Origin of the sequence: Sedimentibacter sp. B4, from assembly GCF_000309315.1 — a bacterium.
GTDB lineage: Bacteria > Bacillota > Clostridia > Tissierellales > Sedimentibacteraceae > Sedimentibacter > Sedimentibacter saalensis.
In genome coordinates this window covers 63,371-89,282 of the sequence record NZ_CANG01000959.1, presented here as the reverse complement: position 1 = coordinate 89,282, position 25,912 = coordinate 63,371, and the positions used below count along the sequence as shown (strand labels likewise).

21 protein-coding genes and 1 pseudogene are annotated in these 25,912 nt (G+C 31.7%); all 22 read left to right on the top strand.

The genetic code is table 11. From position 1 onward, the window contains the following. Position 1 precedes the first annotated feature (1 nt). The 22 genes and pseudogenes from BN358_RS20165 to BN358_RS20060 all read left to right on the top strand — a co-directional run bounded on the left by BN358_RS20165 (position 2) and on the right by BN358_RS20060 (position 25,885). Positions 2-1,894 (top strand): nucleoside-diphosphate sugar epimerase/dehydratase, encoded by a 1,893-nt coding sequence (locus tag BN358_RS20165; protein ID WP_019230348.1) that lies wholly within the window; start codon positions 2-4, stop codon positions 1,892-1,894. A 142-nt stretch (positions 1,895-2,036) separates the two neighbouring features. Further along, positions 2,037-3,153, top strand: a pseudogene (locus BN358_RS20160) (DegT/DnrJ/EryC1/StrS family aminotransferase). A gap of 10 nt (positions 3,154-3,163) precedes the next feature. Continuing rightward, on the top strand, positions 3,164-3,829 hold the full coding sequence (locus tag BN358_RS20155; protein WP_019230347.1) for a sugar transferase: 666 nt from the start codon (positions 3,164-3,166) through the stop codon (positions 3,827-3,829). Beyond that, positions 3,816-4,310: a GNAT family N-acetyltransferase gene (locus BN358_RS20150; protein ID WP_019230346.1), complete on the top strand. Its 495-nt coding sequence runs from the start codon at positions 3,816-3,818 to the stop codon at positions 4,308-4,310. The genes BN358_RS20155 and BN358_RS20150 overlap by 14 nt, the downstream gene beginning before the upstream one ends. Then, positions 4,300-5,250 (top strand): DegT/DnrJ/EryC1/StrS aminotransferase family protein, encoded by a 951-nt coding sequence (locus BN358_RS20145; protein WP_019230345.1) that lies wholly within the window; start codon positions 4,300-4,302, stop codon positions 5,248-5,250. Before BN358_RS20150 ends, BN358_RS20145 begins: the two co-directional genes overlap by 11 nt. Before the next feature lie 32 nt (positions 5,251-5,282). Then, positions 5,283-6,320, top strand: coding sequence for a GNAT family N-acetyltransferase (locus BN358_RS20140; RefSeq protein ID WP_019230344.1), 1,038 nt, complete (start codon positions 5,283-5,285; stop codon positions 6,318-6,320). Positions 6,321-6,363: 43 nt separating this feature from the next. After that, on the top strand, positions 6,364-7,587 hold the full coding sequence (locus tag BN358_RS20135) for a glycosyltransferase family 4 protein (protein ID WP_019230343.1): 1,224 nt from the start codon (positions 6,364-6,366) through the stop codon (positions 7,585-7,587). 4 nt (positions 7,588-7,591) lie between these two features. After that, a complete protein-coding gene (locus tag BN358_RS20130) occupies positions 7,592-8,611 on the top strand; it encodes a polysaccharide biosynthesis protein (protein ID WP_019230342.1) in 1,020 nt (339 codons plus the stop codon). Continuing rightward, positions 8,611-9,720, top strand: a complete 1,110-nt coding sequence (locus BN358_RS20125) for a capsular polysaccharide biosynthesis protein CapF (protein ID WP_019230341.1) — start codon at positions 8,611-8,613, stop codon at positions 9,718-9,720. Before BN358_RS20130 ends, BN358_RS20125 begins: the two co-directional genes overlap by 1 nt. A 3-nt stretch (positions 9,721-9,723) precedes the next feature. Further along, the gene (gene wecB, locus BN358_RS20120) at positions 9,724-10,848 is read left to right on the top strand and encodes a non-hydrolyzing UDP-N-acetylglucosamine 2-epimerase (protein WP_019230340.1); all 1,125 of its coding nucleotides are present in this window, start codon (positions 9,724-9,726) and stop codon (positions 10,846-10,848) included. Between the two features lie 22 nt (positions 10,849-10,870). Next, positions 10,871-12,136: an O-antigen ligase family protein gene (locus BN358_RS20115; protein WP_019230339.1), complete on the top strand. Its 1,266-nt coding sequence runs from the start codon at positions 10,871-10,873 to the stop codon at positions 12,134-12,136. Between the two features lie 2 nt (positions 12,137-12,138). After that, positions 12,139-13,269: a glycosyltransferase gene (locus BN358_RS20110; RefSeq protein WP_019230338.1), complete on the top strand. Its 1,131-nt coding sequence runs from the start codon at positions 12,139-12,141 to the stop codon at positions 13,267-13,269. A gap of 4 nt (positions 13,270-13,273) precedes the next feature. Further along, positions 13,274-14,218 (top strand): hypothetical protein, encoded by a 945-nt coding sequence (locus BN358_RS20105; protein ID WP_019230337.1) that lies wholly within the window; start codon positions 13,274-13,276, stop codon positions 14,216-14,218. 12 nt (positions 14,219-14,230) lie between these two features. Next, positions 14,231-15,301 (top strand): polysaccharide pyruvyl transferase family protein, encoded by a 1,071-nt coding sequence (locus tag BN358_RS22625; protein WP_019230336.1) that lies wholly within the window; start codon positions 14,231-14,233, stop codon positions 15,299-15,301. Positions 15,302-15,315: 14 nt separating this feature from the next. Next, positions 15,316-16,275 carry a glycosyltransferase family 8 protein gene (locus BN358_RS20095; protein WP_019230335.1) on the top strand — a complete coding sequence of 320 codons (960 nt, stop codon included), beginning with the start codon at positions 15,316-15,318 and terminating at the stop codon, positions 16,273-16,275. A gap of 24 nt (positions 16,276-16,299) precedes the next feature. After that, positions 16,300-17,745 carry a flippase gene (locus BN358_RS20090; RefSeq protein ID WP_019230334.1) on the top strand — a complete coding sequence of 482 codons (1,446 nt, stop codon included), beginning with the start codon at positions 16,300-16,302 and terminating at the stop codon, positions 17,743-17,745. A 132-nt stretch (positions 17,746-17,877) separates the two neighbouring features. Continuing rightward, a complete protein-coding gene (locus BN358_RS20085) occupies positions 17,878-19,044 on the top strand; it encodes a nucleotide sugar dehydrogenase (RefSeq protein ID WP_019230333.1) in 1,167 nt (388 codons plus the stop codon). A gap of 211 nt (positions 19,045-19,255) precedes the next feature. Beyond that, positions 19,256-20,311 (top strand): Wzz/FepE/Etk N-terminal domain-containing protein, encoded by a 1,056-nt coding sequence (locus tag BN358_RS20080; protein ID WP_019230332.1) that lies wholly within the window; start codon positions 19,256-19,258, stop codon positions 20,309-20,311. 88 nt (positions 20,312-20,399) lie between these two features. Next, on the top strand, positions 20,400-21,680 hold the full coding sequence (locus BN358_RS20075; protein WP_019230331.1) for a hypothetical protein: 1,281 nt from the start codon (positions 20,400-20,402) through the stop codon (positions 21,678-21,680). 251 nt (positions 21,681-21,931) lie between these two features. Beyond that, positions 21,932-23,434, top strand: a complete 1,503-nt coding sequence (locus tag BN358_RS20070) for a WG repeat-containing protein (RefSeq protein WP_019230330.1) — start codon at positions 21,932-21,934, stop codon at positions 23,432-23,434. A 210-nt stretch (positions 23,435-23,644) separates the two neighbouring features. Next, the gene (gene galE, locus BN358_RS20065; protein ID WP_019230329.1) at positions 23,645-24,613 is read left to right on the top strand and encodes a UDP-glucose 4-epimerase GalE; all 969 of its coding nucleotides are present in this window, start codon (positions 23,645-23,647) and stop codon (positions 24,611-24,613) included. A gap of 372 nt (positions 24,614-24,985) precedes the next feature. Further along, positions 24,986-25,885: a DMT family transporter gene (locus tag BN358_RS20060; protein WP_019230328.1), complete on the top strand. Its 900-nt coding sequence runs from the start codon at positions 24,986-24,988 to the stop codon at positions 25,883-25,885. Positions 25,886-25,912 lie beyond the last annotated feature (27 nt).

The following is a 25,912-nucleotide window of genomic DNA, read 5'->3' as shown; positions in this document are numbered from 1 at the left end:
GATGTCCGATATGTATAACAAAATTTTTAAGTTATTAAATAAATACAGAAAATATATATTGATGCTTATAGACACATTTATTGCGGTTGTATCATTTTTATCACCGCACATTATCAGCGGTATACATCCGACTAAAATAGAATGGTTTCTAAACACTTGGTATATATATACTATAATTTACATTGGAACATTTATTTTAATGGGTGTATACAAGAATATATGGAGATATGCAGGAATCCAGGATATATATAAATGCATGCAGTCTTCTGTAATTGCAAACCTAATTTTTTTGATATTGACAAAAGCAATGAATATTTTTGTAAGATACTATGTATATATTGTAGCATTTTTTGTAACTAGCTTCTGTACCATGGCCATCAGGGTGGTATACAGGGCTGTGTTGATTGTAGGAGATAAAAGCTCAAAAAAATTAAGTCATTATACGAATATTATGATAGTTGGGGCAGGACAGGCTACAGTTGCTATGTTAAATGAAATAAACAGGAATAATCCTAACAACTATCTGGTAAGGTGCATCGTGGATGATGATAAAACGAAAATAGGCAGAAGCATAAATTCTGTACCAGTGGTATCATCAACAGAAAAAATACTATTTATGGTGAATAAATATGATATAGAAGAAATAATAATTTCCATACCATCCCTAGACAAAGAAAACAAAAGACGCATACTTGACATTTGTGCAGACACAAAATGCAAACTCAAAATATTGCCCGAAGTATACAGCTTATTGACCAATGCCAATAATCTTTTGGAGAATATAAGAGACGTCCAGGTAGAAGATTTGCTTGGAAGAGAACCAATCACACTTGATTGTACATTAACCAAAGAGTACATCCAAGGAAAAACAGTATTGGTAACAGGTGGAGGAGGTTCTATAGGTTCAGAGCTTTGTAGGCAAGTATCATCATATAACCCGAACAAACTAATCATTTTTGATATATATGAAAACAACGCCTACAGTATTCAGCAGGAGTTAATCAGATTATATAGCAATAAACTAGATTTAGAAGTTGAAATAGCTTCCATAAGAGACAAAAATAAAGTTGATAAAATATTTGCTTCACAAAACATTGATATAGTGTTTCATGCTGCAGCACACAAGCATGTGCCTCTCATGGAAAAAAACCCGGAGGAAGCTATCAAGAACAATGTTATAGGAACTTACAACCTAGTACAAGCAGCTCATGAAAATAAAGTTGAAAAGTTTGTTCTTATTTCAACTGACAAAGCAGTTAATCCCACAAATGTAATGGGAGCTACTAAAAGAATTGCAGAGATGATTATTCAGTCGTATAATAAGCGCAGCGAAACAGATTTCGTAGCAGTGCGTTTTGGAAATGTACTAGGCAGTAACGGATCAGTAATACCGTTGTTTAAAGAACAGATAAAAGAAGGCGGCCCGGTAACTGTCACACATGAAGACATAACACGTTACTTCATGACTATACCGGAGGCAGTTCAGTTAGTCCTCAGAGCTTCATCTATGGCCGAAGGCGGAGAAATCTTTGTTCTCGACATGGGAGAGCCTGTCAAAATAAAGGACTTGGCATACAATTTAATTAAACTATCCGGTTTAGAACCGGAAATAGATATAAAAATAGAATACACAGGATTGAGGCCAGGTGAAAAGCTTTACGAAGAGTTGCTGATAAGTAATGACAAAAATCAAATAGAAACAAATATGGATAAAATATTTATAGAAAGGCCCAGCGAATTTGATGAAAATGAATTGTTTGAATTAATAAAAGAATTGGAACAGGCAGCTAATGATATGGATATTGAAAGAATTATATTTTTAATAGAACGATTAGTCTCAACATATAAAAGGACATTAAATAGTTCATATACAAAAAGTATAGAATATGCATGAGTTTTAAGTAATATATATGCTTATAATATTATATGTAATTTAAATTCAGATTAGCTTGGAAAATATAAATATGAAGATGCTCATTATAGAATACATAAACTTATGCAAGGAAGGATGAATAATTATGACAGAAAATAAAGCTATCAAGGACAAGATTTGGCTTGCTTCACCGCACATGAGCGATGAAGGATACGAAATGAAATATATTCAAGAAGCTTTTGATTCAAACTGGGTTGCTCCTCTTGGACCAAACGTGAATGAATTCGAAAAAGAATTGGCTTCAAAAGTCGGAGCAAAACATGCTGCGGCTTTAACCTCTGGCACAGGAGCCATTCATCTAGCTCTTAAAGCTGCTGGTGTTGGCGAAGGGGATATCGTGTTCTGTCCTACCCTTACTTTTTCCGCTACAGCCAATCCGATTATCTATCAGAACGCTACTCCGGTTTTTATTTGACAGTGATTATGAAACATGGAATATGAATCCAAAAGCATTAGAGGCAGCATTCGAAAAGTACGGTGATAAGGTGAAGGCTGTTTTAGTTGTGCATTTATATGGATTGTCAGCAGATATGGATAAGATCATGGAGATTTGTAGTAGGTACAATGTGACAGTCATTGAAGATGCTGCAGAGTCTTTAGGTGCTTATTATAAAGGAAAACACACTGGTACTTTCGGTGAGTTTGGAGCCTTTTCATTTAATGGAAACAAGATTATCACGACTTCTGGTGGCGGCATGCTTGTTTCTAATGATGAAGAGAAGATCAAGAAGGTCCGCTTCTGGTCAACTCAGTCGAGAGATGCAGCAAGGCACTACCAACATAGCGAATTAGGGTTTAATTACCGTATGAGCAATGTTGTTGCTGGAATTGGTAGAGGACAATTAAAAGTACTAGACCAGAGAGTTGCTAAGAAGAAATACATCTTTGAGTTTTATAAGAAGGAGTTAGGCCAGCTAGAAAGTGTGAACTTCATGCCTATCAACGACTGGAATGAGCCGAACTACTGGCTGAGTGTGATGACATTAAAGGGTTCAGTTAGACCGTTAGATGTTATGGAAGTATTAGAGAAAGAAAACATTGAGTCAAGACCCGTGTGGAAGCCAATGCACATGCAACCATTCTTCACTGAATATGATTATGTAGGTGACGATGTTAGTGAGAAGCTGTTTGAGAATGGTGTATGCTTGCCATCTGATACGAAGATGACTGATGAGGATCTTGAGTTAATTTGTGAGATAATAAAATCATTATGGAAATAGAGTGGTTGAAATGAATGTGACTGAAGCAAAATCTCATAAAGGCATATACATAAGATTTTTCAAAAGACCAATGGACTTCATTTTGTCTTTGATGGCAATTATCGTTTTAAGTCCGGTACTAATAATTGTAGCTATTCTTGTTAGGTTTAAGCTGGGTAGTCCGGTGCTGTTTAAGCAGAAAAGACCAGGGCTTAATGAGAAGATATTCACCATGTATAAGTTTAGAACAATGACAGACGAAAAAGACGAGAATGGTGAGCTGCTACCAGACTCAGTTAGGCTTACTAAGTTTGGTAGGACGTTAAGGTCTACAAGTCTAGATGAACTTCCTGAGCTATTCAACATCTTAAAGGGTGATATGAGTATTGTTGGGCCGAGGCCTTTATTGATAAGATACTTGCCATATTATTTTGATCATGAGAGGCTAAGAAGTAGTGTTAGACCTGGAATAACTGGATTAGCTCAAGTTAATGGTAGAAATACTCTAACATGGGACGAAAGATTTGCTACTGATGTTGAATACATAAAGAAATTGACATTTCTAAATGATGTAAATATTATTGTTAGAACTGTTTTAGTCGTTTTTCAGAAGAAGGATATTCTTGTTGGAGATGAACATGTTCTCTTAGATTTAAATGTTGAAAGAAGTGGGGTCGTGCCAAATGGGGAGAAGTAAGGAAGATATTATTATTAAGTCTGTAAGCGAAATTGGTCTAAATGAAAATTCTAAAGAGATTATTGAGCTGTTAAACGAGAATTACTTAATCAATTTTCCTAATCATCATGACCTTTCGAATTATGCAATTTCTAACTTTAAGGATATGAAAAAGTTTATAAATAATGGTTCTGCACTTGTTGTTGGAGCTTACTCAGGAGGAAAAACTATAGGCTTTTTATGGGCCTATAGAAGATTAATTTTGGGAGAAGAAAGACTTCATATTAGTCATATTGTTGTAGATGCTGCGTTTAGAGGCTATGGAATTGGTACCAGAATGATCGATTTTATAGAACAATATGCATTAAAGAAAGATATTAAAGTCATTGAACTTATGACTACTAGCAAGAATGAAAGAACTATTGAATTTTATAACAAGCATGGATTTAGTGTAACTAGAGTGCAATTTGAAAAGAATTTGGGTGACAAAGATGATAATTAATAAAACAGCAAGCAAAAAAGAGAATTATAGACTTTGTGATTATTATTATGATAGTGCGCGTGAAGGAATGTATGATTTACTTTTAAATATGACAAATGATGGTTTGATAAAAACAGTCTTTGTACCTGGTTATGTAGGATGGTCTCCTAAAGAAGGTAGTGGAATATTTGATCCAATTAATAAAATTGAAAATGTATCTGTTGTATATTATCGAATGGACAATAACTTGAATATTGATCTTAATAGTCTTTATGAGAAATTAGATAGCCTAAATAATGATAAATTTGCATTATTGGTTGTGAACTATTTTGGCTTTGTTGATCCTAATATTGAAGAAATATATTCAAGAATTAAAGAGAAAAATGGATGGATTATTGAAGATAATGCTCATAGTTTTTTCACTAGTTTGTATTCGAATTATTCGTGTGCAGATGCCACGTTCTTCTCTTTACATAAGATGTTTCCATTTAATAAAGGAGGAAGCATGAAAGTGATTAATGATAGTTTGAAGAAATATACGTTTGAAGGAAAAAATGTTAATAAAATAGTTGATAATCCATGGTTGTATGATATTTCGAAGATTGCATTTATAAGAAAAAGTAACTACGATAAAATTGATAAACTAGTTAGATTGGATAAATATAGTTCTTTTTTTGAACCCTTAAAAGATAAGTTAGATGACGGAATAATTCCGCAGACATATCCGATAAAAATACAAGTTGGCAATAGAGATAAAATATATGAATTAATGAATCAATCTGGATATGGCGTTGTAAGTTTGTACCATACATTAATCGAACCACTTAGAAATTCAGAGCATAGTGATGCTTTGAGATTATCTAAACAGATTTTAAATCTTCCAGTTCATCAGGATGTCAATTCAAATGACTACGAGAACATGGTAGAACAACTTGCAAAGTATTGTTTAGAAACAGTGTAATCGTGCAATATGAAAGGAGAAATTGATATTATATGATTTCTACAATCACAATTGAGGAACCAGATAAATGGGATGCTATTGTAAAAAGTTTTGAAAATTATGATGTGAACTATTTGAGCCAATATTCAAGGGCATTTGCGGAAAATGGAGAAGGTAATCCGTTTTTAATCTACTATGAAAATGATACAACAAAAGCCATGAATGTTGTCATGAAAAGAGATATCGAGGAAAGTGAGCATTTTAAGGATAAAATACAACCAGAAAAATGGTTTGATTTATCTACACCATATGGTTATGGTGGCTTTTGGATAGAAGGTGAAGATTTCAAAACATTAGATGAGGAATATGAGCAATATTGCAAAAATAATGGTTTTGTTTCTGAGTTTGTAAGATTTCATTTGTTTGGCGAATATAGATCCATCTTTAATGGAACTGTTGAAAGTTATACGAATAATGTTGTTCGATCGCTTGATTTAGATATTGATGATATGCTTATGGATTTTGAGCATAAAGTTCGTAAAAATCTAAAAAAGGCAAATAAAGCTGGCTTGAAAATAGAGATTGATGAATCTGGTGAAAGAATTGAAGAATTTTTGGATATCTATTACGGAACAATGGATAGAAACGATGCAAAATCAAATTTTTTCTTTCCAGAGTCATTCTTTAAGACAATCAATGAAATGATAAACAATTTTGTATATGTACATGTTATTCATGAGGAAAAAATCATTTCCACTGAATTAGTCTTATTTGGTAGCGAGAATTGCTATTCGTTTCTAGGAGGAACAAAAAGTGATTATTTCTATTTAAGACCTAATGATTTCTTAAAGTTTGAAATTATTAAATGGGCAAAAAATAAGGGCTTAAAAAAATTTATTCTTGGCGGTGGATATGGTGAAGATGATGGAATATTTAGATACAAAAAAAGTTTTTCGCCAAATGGAATTCACAAATTTTATATAGGTAAGAGGATTTTTGATAAAGAGAAGTATAGAGAGTTAATCAAGATTCGAAATAGCAATCAGAATTTTGATAAAGATACCAATTATTTTCCGCAATATCGAGTATAGGTAATTATGGTAGAAGCTTAATAAGATAAAAGGTGGTTTAATTATGAATATTGTATTTCTTTCTATAGGGGGGCTCAATGATTTAAGTGAGAACACAGTTTATACTGATTTACTGAGGCGATTTAGAGATGAAGGTCATTCGGTGCATGTGGTCTGTCAAAGAGAAAAGCGTTTAGGATTAGATACAGAAATAAATATTGAACATGGAATTAATGTTTTGAGAGTTAAGACAGGTAACATCACCAAGACAAACCTATTTGAGAAGGGTATTTCGACAATATTAATTGGTTGGCAATTTAAAAACGCAATTAATAAATACTTTGGAGATATCAAGTTTGAATTAGTACTTTATTCAACTCCACCAATAACGATAGCTAATACTGTATCTTTTATTAAGAAGCGTGATAATGCAACATCATATTTAATGTTAAAGGATATTTTTCCACAAAATGCCATCGATATTGGGATCTTAAATAATACTGGATGGAAATCTTTGATATATAAATACTTTAGAAAAAAAGAAAAACAGCTATATTTAATGAGTGATTATATAGGCTGTATGTCAGAAGCAAATATAGAATTCGTTCTTAAGCACAATCCTTATATAGATAAGGATAATGTTGAAATTTGTCCCAATACAATCAATCCGTTAGTAAAGAAACATGTAGATAAAAATCTAACAAGAGCACGTTTTAATTTGCCTAAAGATAAAATTATCTTTGTTTATGGTGGAAATTTCGGAAAACCACAGAATGTAGATTATATTATCGAAGTACTAAAAGCAAATGAATTAAATAATTTGATTCATTTTGTGATGGTAGGTTCAGGTACGGATTTCTATAAAATAAAAGAGTATAAAAAGCAAACATCAGATGATTATATTACAGTATTAAACAGTTTAAATAAAGTTGAATATGATGATTTATTAGATGCTTGCGATGTAGGGTTAATATTTCTTGATTATAGATTTACAATACCAAATTTTCCATCAAGATTGTTAGATTACATGAATCATGAGATTCCAGTGCTAGCTGCAACAGATACAAATACTGATGTTGGTGAAGTGATAACAGGCGGTAAATTTGGTTGGTGGTGTGAGAGTAAAGGAACCAAAATTTATAAAGAGATAAGTGAAATGATAATAAGAGAAAAAGATTCCCTTAAAAAAATAGGGATGAATGGAAAACAATATTTAGAACAAAATTATCGAACTGAAAAAGCTTATAACACAATACTGAGTCACTTCAACAAAGAAGAAAAGAGGTAGTTAAATGTTTAAAGACAAGACCTTATTAATTACAGGTGGAACAGGATCTTTTGGAAATGCGGTTATGAAAAGATTCCTTGATACAGATATCAAAGAAATCCGTATTTTTTCTCGTGATGAGAAGAAACAAGATGATATGAGAAAGCTTTATAAGAACGATAAATTGAAGTTTTACATAGGAGATGTTAGGGATATTTCTAGTGTTAAGAACGCAATGCATGGAGTAGATTATATCTTTCACGCGGCTGCTCTTAAGCAGGTACCTTCTTGCGAATTTTTCCCACTTGAAGCAGTTAAGACCAATGTGATTGGCACAGATAACGTTCTTACTGGTTCAATTGAAATGGGAGTGAAGAAAGTTATCTGCCTATCTACTGATAAAGCTGCATATCCGATTAATGCTATGGGAATCTCCAAAGCTATGATGGAAAAAGTTTTTGTAGCAAAAGCAAAGACTGTTAATCCTGAAAGAACACTTATCTGTGGTACAAGATATGGCAATGTGATGGCTTCTAGAGGTTCAGTAATTCCGTTGTTTATTGATCAGATTAAGAGCGGACAACCTCTCACTGTAACAGACCCAAATATGACAAGATTTCTAATGAGTCTTGAAGAAGCTGTAGAACTTGTTGTATTTGCATTCCAGAACGCTGAAGCTGGGGACATCATGGTTCAGAAGTCACCAGCATCAACTGTCGGAGACTTAGCACAGGCAGTAAAAGAGCTATTTAATGCAAACAATGAAATTAGAGTAATCGGGACTCGTCACGGAGAGAAGTTGTATGAAACGCTTCTCACAAAAGAAGAGCATGTTGTAGCTAAAGATATGGGTGGTTTTTATAGAGTGCCATCAGACAAGAGAGATCTAAACTATGATAAGTACTTTGTTGAAGGAGACCAAAAGCTCTCATCCGAAGATGAGTATAACTCACATAATACCGACAGGCTTAATGTTGAGCAGATTAAAGTGAAGCTACTACAGCTTGATTATGTAAGAGAACAATTGGAAAGTTGGGATAGATAATGAAGATTTTAGTCACTGGGGCAAAAGGTTTTATAGGAAAGAATTTAATAGCGGAATTGAGAAATAGAAAGTATGATGATATTTTTGAGTACGACAGATATACAAACCCTACTTTACTTGATGATTACTGCAAAGTAGCTGACTTTGTATTTCATCTTGCAGGGGTAAATCGTCCAAAAGAACAATCTGAGTTTATGAAGGGTAACTTTGGTTTCACCTCGGATCTATTAAATTCTCTTAAGAAGCATAATAATACCTGCCCGGTGATGATTTCATCGTCTATTCAAGCAGAGTTAAATAATCCTTATGGTGAAAGTAAGAAAGCAGGGGAAGATATTCTGTTTGATTATGGTGAAGAAACCGGAGCTAAAGTTCTGATTTATAGATTCCCTAACATCTTTGGTAAATGGTGCAGACCGAATTATAACAGTGCAGTTGCTACATTTTGTCATAACATTGCTCATGACCTTCCTATTCAAGTGAATGATCCAAGCGTAGTGATGAACCTTGTTTATATAGATGATGTTGTAGATGAATTGATTAATGCGTTAGAAAGAAAAGAAAATATAGTAGATTTATTCTGTGAAGTTCCTGTGGTATATACTATAACACTTGGTGAGATAGCAGACTTGATTTGTTCTTTCAAGAAAAGCAGAGAAGATAGGTTAGTACCTAATATGTCAGATGCTTTTACTAAAAAACTATATAGCACATATTTGAGCTATTTACCTGAAGATAAATTTAGCTATGAACTTAAAATGAATGTAGATCAGAGAGGGTCTTTTACTGAGTTCATAAAAACGCCTGATCGTGGTCAGGTTTCTATAAATATATCAAAACCCGGAATTACGAAAGGAAATCACTGGCATCACACAAAAAATGAGAAGTTCTTAGTAGTCAGAGGCCAAGGTGTCATTCGGTTTAGAAAAATAGATTCAGATGAAGTGTTAGAGTATTTCGTAAGTGGTGAAAAGATGGAAGTTGTAGATATACCTACTGGCTATACACATAACATAGAAAATCTGGGCGAAACAGATATGGTAACAATAATGTGGGCGAATGAGCCATTTGACCTTAAAAAACCTGATACTTATTATTTGGAGGTATAACTGATGAAGAAATTAAAAGTCATGACAGTCGTTGGCACTAGACCAGAAATAATCAGACTGTCAGCTGTTATTAATAAATTAGATGAGTCTGAAGCAATTGACCATATTCTTGTTCATACAGGACAGAACTATGACTATGAGTTAAATGAAGTTTTCTTCAATGATTTTAACTTAAAGAAACCAGATTATTTTTTGAATGCTGCAATGGGAACTGCTGTTGAGACAATTGGTAACATTCTAGTTAAGATTGATCCAATCCTTGAAGAAGTAAAGCCTGATGCATTTCTAGTACTTGGAGATACAAATAGCTGTTTATGTGCGATTGCAGCAAAGAGAAGACATATTCCAATTTTCCATATGGAAGCTGGAAATAGATGTTTTGACCAGAGAGTTCCTGAAGAAACAAATAGAAAGATTGTAGATCATACAGCAGATATTAATCTAACCTATAGTGATATTGCTAGAGAGTATCTTTTAAGAGAAGGACTTCCAGCAGATAGAGTAATTAAAACAGGCAGCCCAATGTTCGAAGTTCTTAATTCAAGAAAAGAAGATATTGATAAATCAGATGTAATTGAAAGGTTAGGACTTGAAGTTGAGAAGTATTTTGTTGTATCCGCTCATAGGGAAGAAAATATTAGTTCTGAACAGAACTTTATGGATTTAGTAGATAGCTTAAACTCGATAGCTGAAAAATATCAAATTCCAGTGATTGTAAGCACACACCCAAGAACTAGAAAAATGATTGAAGCAAAGGGTATTACCTTTACTCCTTTGGTTAAGACAATGAAGCCACTTGGTTTTAACGACTATGTGAAACTTCAGAAGTATTCAAAGGCTGTTTTAAGTGATAGCGGAACAATCAGTGAAGAGTCATCGATTCTAGGATTTAAAGCGATAAATATAAGGCAAGCTCATGAAAGACCTGAAGCCATGGAAGAGGCAGCAGTGATGATGGTAGGGTTAAAAAAAGAAAGAATACTTCAGGGGTTAGAAATATTAGAGACTCAAGAGAAAGATACGATGAGATTAGTAGCAGATTATAGCATGCCAAATGTGTCAGATAAAGTGTTGAGGATAATATTATCATATACAGATTATGTGAATAGAGTTGTTTGGGGTGAATAGAACATTAACTATGGAGATACCTATGATTAAGAAAAGTACTGAAAGTTGTAATTTGTTTAGAAAGGTTTTTCAATTAAATTCATTATTAGCTCTGATAAATTTTTTCTTGACTCCTAATCCATACTCAGCATTTCATTCAGGGAGAGCTGGAGCGGGTTATAGTATAGTAAGTTTTAACTTTTTTGTAAGTCCTGCTTATCTAATATTTTCTTCAGTAGCTTTAGTCTGGTTGATTTATTCAAGAAGAATCTATATTAATGCAAAGATAATTGTATTATTATCAACTTTATTGTTATCAGGGTTGGCTTCCAATGTGATATTTCAAAGACCTATAACTTATGCATATGATTTTATGATGATACTGCTAACATATATATTAAGTGTACATGAGAGATATATTGATAATGACAATATCAATTGGATTAAAATTGGACGAAATATTACTATTTTGTTGATCTTTGGAATAGCGATAGCGTTGGTATTTCCTAATAGATATGGATACTTGCCCTTTGAATTTTCAAGAACTAGCAGAGGAGAAATCACGTTGTGGAAATATATGGCACTCCAGACTATATTTCCTTCTTTAGCACTCATAATTTATGAAAAATATAATAATAAAAAATATTTAATCATATCAGTTGTTATGTCTATAATAATTTTATCGACAGCTTCAAGAATTCCTTTGGTAGTTTCTTTACTGCCATTTTTATATTATTTAGTAATTAGAAAAAAGAGGTTTTCAAGAATTGCATTCATTTCGCTTATCATAATTAGTATGATAATTTTTTGGAGAGACGTTTTAGAATTTTTTACTTTTGGGAATGAGTTAGGTGGTGTGGAAAATATTGACGCCATCCTAAATGGTAGATTCCCTCTTTGGTCATATTACTTTGAGAAATTTAAAGATAACATGATATGGGGTAATGGAGTCTTTTTATTGGAGAGGTACCATGATTATTACGGTAATGCATTTTCGGAAGTTGGTTATCTTAAATGGTTTGCTGAATATGGCTTAATATTTGGAATCGTCATGACAACCTTTATAATTAGAGCTAGCATTACGGCATTAATAAATATTAATAATAATAAAAACCATAAATATTGGGATACATTTTTATCGCTTATATTTTTATCTATGCTCCCAGTTGTTATACAATCTCATAGTAGAATACTAAATATTACAGACTTTATTTTTTGGTTTTCGATGTTTTATTTAAACTCTATTACAAGAGAATTAATTTCAACAAAGAAAATCAACTATTCGTTAAATAAAAGAGGGGAAGTATAAAAATGAAGAAATTGTTTATTTTCATACCCGTTTATCTTCCCGGGGTAAAAGGTGGTGGCCCAATTAGAAGTATAGAAGGTTTAGCATATCACCTAAAAAATTATTTTGATATTTATATTTTTACATCAGATAAAGATCTCGGAGACAAAGAACCATATGAAGGAATAGATTTAGATAAATGGATTACCTTTGATGGTTACAATATATATTATAGCAGTGGCCATAACTCTTTATCAAAACTAGTAAAAAATATCAACAATATTAATCCGGATTTTGTTTATATTAACGGATTTTTTAATTATGAGTATTCTATAAAGATCATGATTTTAAGAAAACTTGGACTAATCAAAACGGATTTTGTATTAGCACCAAGAGGTGAGTTTTCAAAAGGTGCTTTATATTTAAAAAGAATAAAGAAGAGTATGTATATTAATTTAGCTAAAGTTATAGGTTTGTATAACAGTATAAAGTGGCAAGCTTCATCTGAACATGAATCAGAGGATATAAGGTCACAGTTCCCAAATGCTACAATAAAAGTGGCACTGAACTTATCAAAGATAAATAAAAATACTCTTGAACATAAGTTAAAAGAAAACAATATTTTGAAACTTGTATTTTTGTCTAGAATATCGCCAAAAAAGAATTTAAAATTCGCGCTGGAAACCCTCGTTCAAATGAAAACTCCAATCGAATTTGATATTTTTGGGCCTATAGAAAATGAAGATTATTGGAGTGGTTGTAAAGCGATTATTAATAGAATGCCTTCTAACATCACAATCCGATATAAAGGGATCATAAATAATGAAAATGTTTTGAAGGTGTTGTCGAATTACGATTTCTTTTTCTTTCCTACCCTTGGAGAAAACTATGGTCATGTTATTAAAGAAAGTCTTAGTGCAGGAACTCCAGTGATAATAAGTGATCAAACACCATGGAAAGATTTAGTTCATAAAAATATAGGATATGACATTAGTGGATTTGATATTGAGACATATTCAAGAATTTTATATAAAGCAGCAAACATAAGCACTGAAGAACATAAAAAAATGATAGATCAATCAAAAATTTATGCAGAATATATGATGAACGATAAAGCGAATTTGAAAAATAATATAGATCTCTTTGATAGGTGATTAAATGTTAGAGAAGAAGTATAGTAAGATGATAAAAGTTAATAATTTTATTGATGATATAAGAATTTCACGACTACCAAAAGTTAAAGGAGTGGTTCATAGAATTTTTTCTATGATAGCAAATATGGAGTATGTCAAATTTTTAAGTAACAATCAATTAGATACCAGCTACTATAATAGGGAGAAAGAACTTAATATAGACAAAAAAATAATTGTGTCATTAACAACATTTCCTAAGAGGATTGATACAGTTTGGATTACTCTTGAAAGTTTATTAAGACAATCCATTAAACCTGATAAAATGATTTTATGGTTGGCAAAATCTGAATTTGCAGATGGACTAAACTCATTACCAGCGAGCTTAATGAATCTTATTGATAGAGGTTTAGAAATAAGATTTTGTGAAAATTTAAAACCACATAAAAAATACTACTATTCAATGAAGGAATTTCCGGATGATATAGTAATTACAGTGGATGATGATGTATTATATCCTCCGGATTTAATAAAAGATCTAATTTTACTACATTTAAAATTTCCCAAATGTATATGCTGCACAAGAGGTCATTTAATAACGATTGACAACCAAAATAATATTCAATTATATAGTAAGTGGATCAAAAATCCCTCTGTTGAAGAGATTCCATCAAAATTTATATGTCCAACTGGTGTTGGAGGGGTATTATATCCACCTAAATCATTGCATCCTGAAGTATTTAATAAGGATAATATTATTAGATTATCTTTAAATGCTGATGATTTATGGCTAAAAGTAATGTCCTTAATGAAGGGAACAGAAATTGTAAAATCACACAAATATGACTACGAATTTTTTTCAATCTCTAAAACACATTATAGTGCATTGAGTAAAACTAATGTTGTCCAAAATCATAATGACGTTCAACTGAATGCGATATTGGAAGAATATAATATTAAACTTTACGATTGAAAGGGGTTACATATGAAAGTTATTACATTAACAACTCATAGTGCACATAACCATGGTGCAATTTTACAAGCGTATGCACTTCAAAAGTTCTTGAAGTTGAATAGTTGTGAAGCAAAAATTCTAGACTATCGACCAGAGTATTTGATAAAACCCATAATTAATTTTGATAAAAACTCTAATTTTACCAAACAACTAATCATCAATATTATTGCTTTTAGAAGTAGATTATCAAGAAAACAAAAATTTGAGAGTTTCACTAATAAATATCTTGATCTAGAACAAGCAGAGTATGACATCAATGGTGAGTTAGTTGAAATAGACGCAGACGCCTATATTGTAGGTAGCGACCAAATATGGAATCAAGATATAACTAGAGGTATTGACGCAAATTTTTTTCTTCGATTTGTAAAAAAAAGCAAAAAAATCTCATATGCTGCAAGTTTCGGTAAAGACTCAATTTCTGAAGAATTCAAATGTATATCTGATTTTTTAGAGTCATTTGATCATTTGAGTGTTAGAGAAGAATCAGGGAAAAAGATACTAAATGAATTAGGTTATCATAATGTACATGTAACTTTAGATCCTGTATTTTTACTAGATATAAATGAGTATAATGGCATTTTAGCTGCTCCAAAATTTGAGAATTATATACTAATATACACATTAGAGAATAACGAGGAAGTAAATACATTAGCAAAAAAAATTGCTAAAGATAAAAGAATGAATATAGTCTCTATTGGAAGCTATCGGAATCAATATAATAGTGACATTCATATTCGAGATACCGGCCCAGAAGAGTTTTTGGGTCTTATTAGAAATTCTAGTTATGTTATTACTAACTCGTTTCATGCAATTGCATTCTCTATTATTTTTAATAAACAATTTTCTTATGTTCGACTTAGAAACAACAGGGGTACTAGGATTGAGAACTTGTTAAGACTTATTAGCTTAGAAGGAAAAATAGAACTTGATAGATTTTCAGAAGTAAATCAAATAGTAGATTATGACATGGTAAATCATAAAATAGATATATGTAAGCGAGAAGCTCAAGAGTATTTAATGGGAAGTATATTTAATAAGTAAATTGGGGGATGAAAATGGACTTTGTATTAGCGAGTGATAATAATTATTCTCAGCATTTAGCTGTGGCAATCTATTCAGTTTTTAAGCTTCATACTGAAATAGAGAAGGTAACGATTCATGTATTATCTAATCAAATAAGCGAATCAAATCTGCTTCTATTGGATACGATTTGTAAGAAGTTCAAAAATGGTGAACTTAGAATCTATGAAATGAATAATATACAGGATTTAATAGGTATAAATGTAAACACTGATCATTTAAGCATTGCAGCATATGCAAGATTATTCATACCCAAACTAATACCAAATGAAGTGAAAAAAGCACTATATCTAGATGTTGATGTATTAGTGAATAGAAGTTTGTATGATCTATTTACATTAGATTTAGGGGATAATTATATTGGTGCTGTAAGATCGATTTTTGATATAAATGAAAAGAGTTCTGATAAAGAAACAAATTTTTATATTAATTCAGGTGTGATAGTATTTGATTTGGATAAATGTAGAAAAGATAAGGTGTTTGAGAAATTTATTTCTTGCATAAATGGAAATGAAGGAAAACTTAAATTTCATGATCAAACTGTAATTAATGAGACACTGAATGGTTCAATAAAGGAGTTAGAACTTAAATACAATGTAATGACGCCAGTGATTATGTTAGATTATAATAAATTTTTAAAATTTTACAAAATTAAACAATACTATAATGAAAAGCAATACCAGGAAGCTAAAAATAATCCTGCAATTATTCATTTAACAAAATGGATAGTAGGTAGACCATGGGAAAAGGGATCTATACATCCATATAAAAGCCTCTATTTAGATTATCTAGGTAAAATTGAGACGAAAAACAAACAATTAATTGATGGAGTATCTAGACGACACTATGAAAATCAATTTTTTATAGCAAAAAATTTCCCGCCAATTGTATTAAAGATATGGAATAGACTCGTAATGCTTTTTTATAATAATTAAATATTTTGACAGGAATGATAATAAATGAGAAAAAATATATTTCTTATGGCGGCTTACCAAATAATTGCATTAGTATTACCATTGATAACACTTCCGTATGTTTCAAGAGTGTTAGGGCCAGAAGGGGTTGGGATATACGCTTATAGTAACTCGATAGTCAATTATTTTATGGTTTTTTCATTATTAGGAATACAACTTTATGGAAAAAGAGAAATAGCAAAAGTAAATAATAACAAAATAGAGAGAAGTAGAGTCTTTATAGAAATATATTGTATACAATTCGTTATGTCTACTATTATGAGTATTATTTATTTGATCTTTGTTTTTTTAACTCATTTTGAACTAAGAAGTATTTTTATCTTGCAGTTTGCTATGATGTTATCGGTTTTTTTGGATATAAGTTGGCTATATTTTGGATTAGAGAAATTTAAAATTACTGTTTTAAGAAATTTAGGCGTTAAATTGATATCAATTATTCTTATTTTTTCAATAGTTAAAACACATGATGATTTAGGTTGGTATGTTCTAATAATGTCAGCTTCTACATTTATCAGTCAAGGTTTTCTATGGCTAAATCTGAAGAAATATATTAGTTTTGTAAAAGTAGACTATAAATCTATAATAATAAGGTTTTTACCAATCACTAGTCTATTTATACCTGTTTTAGCAATTCAACTTTTCACAGTAATTGACAAAACAATGTTGGGCAGCTTGTCAAGTTTGGCAGAAGTTGGATTCTATGAGAATGCTAATAGGATTACAAGAGTACCAATTTCTGTTATTACGTCTGCAGGAGTTGTTATGCTTCCAAGAATGACACATCTTTACGAGACAGGGGATTATAAGTCTGCTTCAAAGTACATTGAGAAATCGGTTCTTTTAACTATGTTTATTGCAATAGCGTGTACTTCTGGGCTTATTGCAATATCTGATAAAATAGTACCCTTAGTTTTAGGAAGAGAGTTTCTTGCTTCTTCAAGTATTATTAAGATTCTTTCACCGATTTTAATTTTTATAGCATGGGGGAATGTTTTTAGAACTCAATATATATTACCAAGAGGATTGGACAGACTTTATACTAAGTCTGTTGTATTTGCCGCAATATTAAATGTATTTCTAAATCTGATTCTAATACCTCTCTATCAAGGTGTCGGGGCTGCAATTGCTTCTTTGTTTTCGGAAGGACTAATTTGTATTTATCAATCTATAATAATAGGAAAAGATTTTATGATGTCACGTTATTTTAGAGAGAGCTTAAAATATATTATAAGCGGTTTATTAATGATGTTTATAGTCACAAATCTCTCGGATATATTCCAAAATCAAATACCTAATATTATTTATCAGGTATTAGTAGGAGTTATAAGCTATTTTACTATTGCACTCTTTTTAGAACGTATTAGTGGTAAACCTCTTGTTTATAATGAACTTAAAACGCTTGCTACTAAGATAAGAAATAAATTCATTTAATAGTTAAATATATTTGATCCAAAATATATACAACACATAATATTTAATAAGTAGTATTAAATAAACTCATGACCATTAATTCAAATATTGAAAGAGGACATTAAATATGAATAAAGAAGAAGGTGATTATTTTTGAAAATAACTATCGCTGGAATAGGTTATGTTGGCCTGTCCAATGCCATACTTTTAGCACAACATAATGAGGTTATCGCTTTAGATATCATTAAAGAAAAAGTCGATATGATTAACAATAAAAAATCTCCAATTATAGATCCTGAGATTGAAGAGTATCTAGCTATGAAAGAGCTCAACTTGAGGGCAACAACGGATAGTTACGAAGCATATAAAGAAGCTGACTATGTCATCATTTCTACTCCTACAAACTACGATCCAGAAAAGAACTACTTCAATACTAGAACGGTTGAGGCGGTCATTGCGAATGTACTTTCGATAAATCCTGATGTTGTAATGGTTATTAAATCTACAGTACCAGTTGGATATACAGAAAAGGTAAGAGAAATGTTAGACACTGAGAATATTATCTTCTCGCCAGAGTTCTTACGAGAAGGAAAAGCACTTTATGATAACCTCTATCCATCAAGAATTGTGGTAGGAGAGCAATCTGAAAGAGCAAAAGTGTTTGCTGAACTTTTAGCTCAAGGAGCTATCAAGAAAGATATTCCAATTCTTTATACTGGTGCAACAGAAGCTGAAGCAATAAAATTATTCGCCAATACTTATCTTGCACTTCGTGTAGCGTACTTCAACGAACTTGATTCATATGCAGAAGTAAGAGGACTTAACACTAAGCAGATTATAGAAGGTGTTGGTCTAGATCCACGGATAGGGAGCCATTATAATAATCCTTCATTTGGTTACGGTGGATACTGTTTACCTAAAGATACAAAGCAGCTTTTAGCTAATTATGCAGATGTACCTCAGAACATTATGTCTGCCATAGTAGATGCAAACAGAACAAGAAAAGACCATATCTCTGATATGATTTTAAAGAGAAGTCCTAAAATTGTTGGAATCTATAGACTTACCATGAAGGTGGACTCTGACAACTTCAGACAATCTGCAATCCAGGGAGTCATGAAGCGTATTAAGGCTAAAGGTATCGAGGTTATTGTATATGAACCAGCACTTCATGAAGAAGAGTTCTACAATTCAAGAGTGATTAAAGACTTTGATGAATTTAAGAAAATCTCAGATATTATCGTAGCTAATAGACTATCAAATGAAATCAAAGATGTGGTAGATAAGGTCTACACAAGAGATTTATTTAGTAGAGATTAATCGCACCACTGTACCCAGCAACAGAACATTAACAACAAAATAACCAAGACGGGCATTTAAGTTTGGAATTATCATTGGTGAGGTTTGAATAAGTGGAGAAGAATTTACTTGTAAATTTATATTGATATAAACTAAAATTAAACATTGAAACTGTGATTACTCACTGTTATAATTAGTAGATGGTTTTAAATACATAATCGGAGAGTTAATAATGAACGAAAATCAAAATAACATACAATATTACGAAGACGAAATAGACTTAAAAGAACTTGTTATGGCCTTGTGGAAAAGGAAAAAGATGATAATAAGTCTTACTTTGGTTGTTGCAATATTTGCAGGATTGTTTAGCAAGTTTGTACTTTCACCTGTTTATGACACAAAACTAAACATAGTCATAAGCATGCCTGAAGCCTATACTACAAGGTATGGTGAATATAAACTTCCTATTACAACCAATGATCAGTACATAAAATTGATTACAAGTAATTATGTGTTGCTCAATACCATAAGGGATATGAAATATAATACAGATGAATTATCTATAGAGAAACTTAAAGAAAGAATAGCAATAGGAAGTACTGACACAAAGACAAATGTTGTACAAAACAGTTTTGAAGTGACTGTTTCTGCTGATAATCCTGAAGAGTCTTTAAAACTTGCACAAACATTATATGACAATTATGTTGAGTTTATGGATGTTATGACTAAGGAAAGGGCCATAAGCTATTTTATTAATGATTTTAGTATGGATATTAAGTCTCAGGAAAATCAACTGGATAGTGTTAAGGAAATATTAAAGAAAAATGAAGAATTGTTAGCTGCAACTCCTCAAATAATTGCTAAGGGTAATGCTAACCTGGAAATCCAGACACAGTTGACAACAAACAGTGATTATGTTGTTCCTGTTGATACGGTTAATCCAAACTATATTAAGATTGAAAATGATATAATTGGAAATAAGCAGACAATCAATAATATCGAAAATTCAATAAGGTTAAATAACAGGTATTTGGAAGAGTTAAACAATGAGAAAGATGCTTTAAATAAATATTTTGAAAACGGACAAGCAGAAAAGTTTGAATCCAGTGTAATAGGTGTTGTAGAAACCAGTGTGTATCTTCCTTCACCTCCTGTAGCACCAACTCAAAAAACAAGCCCAAGCAATGCTTTAAATACAATTATCGGAGCTGTTATAGGTGGAATGTTTGGAGTTATGGTTGCTTTGTTTAAGGAATATTGGTTTAAGGAAGAAGAAGCTAAGCACTAAGAAGTTTTAGAAAATATAAACAAAAAATAAACATGATTAATTCATGTTTATTTTAATATATACAGAATGCCAATGTTAGGAGCATAGTATGAAAAGGTTCATTGGAGAAATTCAAAAGCGTTTGATGATATTTGGACTTAGCAACAACTATATTTATAGTATATTGGGAGTAGTGGTCGGTATATTCTCAATGTATATAAACATTATTCCTGAAAACCTGCATGGTAATGCAAATACAATAGAAATATTAGTTATTGCATTCTCTATATTTTCGATTGCATATAAGTTTTATGTAGAAACACAGGAATTGGATGAACGAAATAATGAATTTTTTGAAATTGAAGTTAATAATTACAAGTCTAATGTACGTGATAAAATCATATTGCCATATGTTTACAGGGAGAATGGGTATAGCATTCAAGAGTTTAATAATGAAAGATTTGTAATGAGTGATGAAGTCAACAACTTAATTTATTCGGGCAAGTTTTCGTTGAATCTTGATTATTCAGGCAAGTTTATTTTATCAAAAGAAGTTAAAAGTATAGCTCCTTATGCACTAAATAAAGCATTTAAAGCAAAAAGTACAATATACAACAGCCAATTAATAGGATTAGCTGATGAAATATACCTTAACCATGATAATAAGATTAGGGTACAAAAGACAGATTACTTTCAAGGATTATGCACAAATGAAATGGTTTATACCAAGCTTAAAAGCGTTATAAACATTTATGATTCATTTGTTTTCAAAGGTGAAGATTTATTGTTAGATGAAAACGGAGAATTAATACAATTATGCGAAAGTCTGTGTTCAAACTATTTGGGCGGATCAACATTGGCAGTAACCAATGATAATTACATAATAATTAACAGTCAGTCAGCTAAGTCTGATGCAAACAGAGGCAGGCTGGCACCTTCCGGCTCTGGCTCAACAGACTTCAGGGATTTAAAAAAATTAATTAGAAAAAAGAAGGAATCAGATCAAACATTTCAGGAACTGGTGAAGATTACAATGGAAAGAGAACTCAGAGAAGAATGTGGGCTCCTTTTTAAAAATGTAAAAATGAAGTCAAAGGTGATTGGTTTTGCAAGACTTCTGGAAAGAGGCGGCAAACCGGATTTTTTTGGAATTACTTACATTAATATTAGACATGATAAAATCAAAAAATCGTTGAAGGAATATTTGGAGATTGGTGATTATAGAATAGTGACAATTCCCTTTAACAGCTATAGAGAAATACCTGATATATTGTTTGATTTAATCGATCAAGATAAAAATAAGATTTCGATACAAATACATATTATTGCTGTAATACTAAAATATTTTTATGATAATGGTTATGATTTGTTTAGTGATTTAGAATTTTAGTCAAAGTTTGTACGAGCCAACAGATGAACAAATTTGCAGATTACGAAGTGATAATGATTCAAGAGTAAATTCTGCTATTCAAAGTATTATTAAAATAGAAAACTTATTAGTCCAGGATGGAAAAACTTATATGGCAACATAATAACAAAAGATGTAAGTGCAAGCTTGCAGGACAAACGTTATCATCAAGCACTCTAGCTAAATGCTGAGTGCATAAATAAAAAATACAATGCAAAAAAGGGGGATTAACCATGAGTAAAAAAGATAGCAAACATGTAGTTCTATTGTTATTTGTTATTATCATTTTATTTTTAAATTGTTGTGAGGGGGAAAGTTTAGACAGTGCAAAGGATGACGTATATGTAGATGATTTACTCATTTCAAGGAATGACGGAAAGGTTATGCTTCTAAGCATAAATGATGAAGTGCTTAACGAATTTGACAATATAACTCCTATTTTAGCTAACGGATTGATACCTGTTAAAATAAAAGGATCTTGGGGTTATGCTAACAAACAAGGAGAAGTTGTTATAAATCCGGAGTATACAGATGTATCACCATTTTCAGGAAAAACAGCAGCGGTTAATGTAAAAGGAAAAATTGGTTTTATTGATCTAAAAGGCAATCTCATTGTAGAGCCGCAATATCAAGGAGTAGCAGGTTATAGTGAAGGTTTATGGACTGTAGGTAAAAATGGATTAGTGGGATTTGTTGATGAAAGCGGAAACGAGGTTATAAAGTGTCAATTCACAATATCAAATGATGCATTACCGCAAACATACAAATTTACAGAGGGTTTAGCTGCTGTGTATATTGATGATGGATATGCTTTAATAGATAAAAAAGGAAATATTGTTTCTGAAGATATTGTGGATTCTTTTGTTGCAGGAAGAAAACTATCTAATGATGGCATGATTAAATTTATTAAAGACGGCAAGTATGGGTTTATTAATGTAAGTGATGGTAAAACAGCCGTAAATGCATTGTATGATTATGCTGAGGATTTTTCAAACGGTCTAAGCTGTGTTGCATCAGAAGGCAAATGGGGATGTATCAATAAGGAAGGCAATTATGTAATTGAACCTGCCTTTGATTACATTGGCGGATTCTCAGAAGGAATGGCCTGTGTAATGATTGATGAAAAATATGGATTTATTGATGAAAGCGGAAAAATTATTATTGAGCCTATATACGAAGATGTTGATGATGGTTTTTCTGATGGATTAGCTTGTGTTAAGTCAGATGGTAAATATGGAGTAATTGATAAAGAAGGGAAATTTGTTATACAGCCAATATATGAAAGTGAAATAACATTTTCAGATGGAATGGGAATATTTTATGAAAATGATAAGGTCGGATTTATTGATGCACAAGGAAATATTATAATAAAACCTGAACTTGATCCAAACTATGTCAGAACTTTTTCTAACGGGTATGCTTATGTTAAATTAGAAGATGTTTGGCGCAGAATAAATAAAAAAGGTGAAATTGTAACAACATATGGTGATGAAAGTGTGGACATGGAGGTAAATAAAAGCTATTCTTCATTTATGACAACAATGAAAGATTTATTTGATGATGATTTGGATTTAGTATTTGGTTATGACGGATATGCAATTTTTTATGATTCTGACACCGGGTATAACGGTGGAATTATAAACAGGGATGGTGAAATCATAATAGAACCTAAATACAGTGTACTCGAACGAATAATTGACAATGAGGCATTGGATAAAATGTTAAAATTAGAATAATACATAGGTGACGGTTCTCGGTTGGCAATTATAAATAGTGCCTATTCCCTTTAACAGCTATAGAGAAATGCCTGATATATTGTTTGACTTAATCAATCAAGATACTTGTTAACCGTAAATTTAATATCATAGATTTGTTTGTGAAAATAATTTCATCGGAAGGTTCTTTAATGAACAAATGACTATTAGATAAATAATAGGGGGAAATATATGATGCTTATTACAGGTGGGGCGGGATACATAGGTTCGCATACAGTAAAATATTTTCTAGACCAAAATGAAGAAGTAATAGTTGTAGATAATTTACAAAGCGGTCATGAAAAGTCAGTTCAGGTTAAAAAATTTTATAAAATAGATATTAGAGATAAGGAAGCAGTAGATAAGGTCTTCAAAACTAATGATGTTGAAGCTGTAATACATTTTGCTGCAAGTTCGTTGGTGGGAGAAAGTATGGAGAAGCCATATGAATACTATCATAACAATGTATTCGGGATGATGTGCCTCCTTGATGTGATGAAAAAGAACAATGTAAATAAGATTGTATTTTCATCTTCAGCTGCTACTTATGGGGAATCTAAGCAAATACCTATTTTAGAGCATTATGAAACAAATCCTACAAATACTTATGGGGAAACCAAGCTTACCATGGAAAAAATGATGAAGTGGTTTGATAATGCTTATGGAATTAGATATGTATCATTGAGATATTTCAATGCAGCGGGAGCACATGAAAGTGGAATTATAGGAGAAGATCATAATCCAGAAACACACTTAATTCCGCTGGTTTTGCAGGTTCCACTGGGCAAACGTGATAAGATTTTTATTTATGGAGATGATTATCCCACAACAGATGGTACATGCATAAGAGATTACATTCATGTTATGGATTTAGCATCAGCTCACTTCCTTGCACTCGAGTACTTAAGAAAAGGAAACAAAAGCGATGTATTTAATCTTGGTAATGGTAATGGCTATTCTGTAAAAGAAGTTATTGATATGTCAAGAAAAGTTTCAGGACATCTAATTCCTGCCGAGATAAAGGAAAGAAGAGCCGGAGATCCGGCTATATTAATAGCCTCATACGATAAGGCTAAGAAAGTCTTGGGTTGGCGACCTAAATATGATTCCTTGGAAAAAATCATTATAGATGCATGGAATTGGCATAAAAATAATAATTAAATCTAAAATGTATTGTTTGAATAAATTCCACACTTTTATTTAATTGAAACAGGATATTGATGAATACATGAATTTTTATTAATTGAAATAGCTAGAAATGAAAAAGGCAAACTTAAGACGTGTCAATGCAAACGTAATCGGCACAATTCTCAACAAGGTGCCTGTTGCAAAGCACCACAAGTATTATTATAGCTATTATTAGCATTCGGGGGAGAATTAAATGATTGATATGCACAGCCATATTTTGTGGAAATAAAGAAACTATGAACTATGAGAACCGTTCCAATTTATTATATAAATGTTGTATACAGTTTATTATGGTGATATAATTTAGCATTAGAAAATAAGCCATAATGGCTAACGGAGGGCATGATGATTCAATCTCATTTAGGAGAAATTTATTCACTTTTTACAGCAATATTTTGGACTATAACTGCTATATGCTTTGAAATAGCTGGCAAGAAAATTGGTTCTTTGTCTGTAAATTACATAAGATTAATTATGGGGTTTATATTAATAAGTTTGTTCACAACATTTTCAAGAGGAATGATGCTGCCGGTGGATGCAACATTAAAGTCATGGCTGTATCTTAGTATTTCAGGACTCATTGGGTTTGTAATAGGAGACTTGTTTTTGTTTCAGGCTTATTTAGAAATTGGAGCAAGGACATCTATGCTTATTATGGCACTTGCACCTCCAATCACAGCATTGCTGGGGTTTGTAACAATGAGAGAATTGATATCTGTGTCCGATTTTGTCGGTATGTTTGTAACAATTTTTGGCATTGCGGTTGTTGTATTGGTTAAAAATCCGGAAGGCAATAATTTTAAATTTTCTCGTTCTATTAAGGGAATAGTCTACGCTTTAATCGGCGCGTTCGGTCAAGCGTTTGGATTAATATTCAGCAAAATAGGTATGGGAGATTATGACCCTTTTGCTGCAACACAAATTAGGATTATAGCCGGTATAGTAGGCTTTACTGTTGTAATTTTATTTATGAAGAAGTGGGACAAGTTAAAGGAAGATGTTAAGAATATGGATGCAACAAAGTATTTGTTCTGTGGTTCGTTGTTTGGTCCTTTCTTAGGGGTATCATTCAGTCTTCTGGCTATTCAATATACCACAACCGGAGTTTCTTCCACCATTACTTCAATAATACCGGTTCTTATTATTCCTCTGTCTATATTTGTATTAAAAGAAAAAGTATCTCCTAAAGAGATATTAGGTGCTGTCATATCTGTTATAGGGGTTACAATATTGTTTGTAATTTAAAAGGTTTCTAGTACTTGTACAAGGATT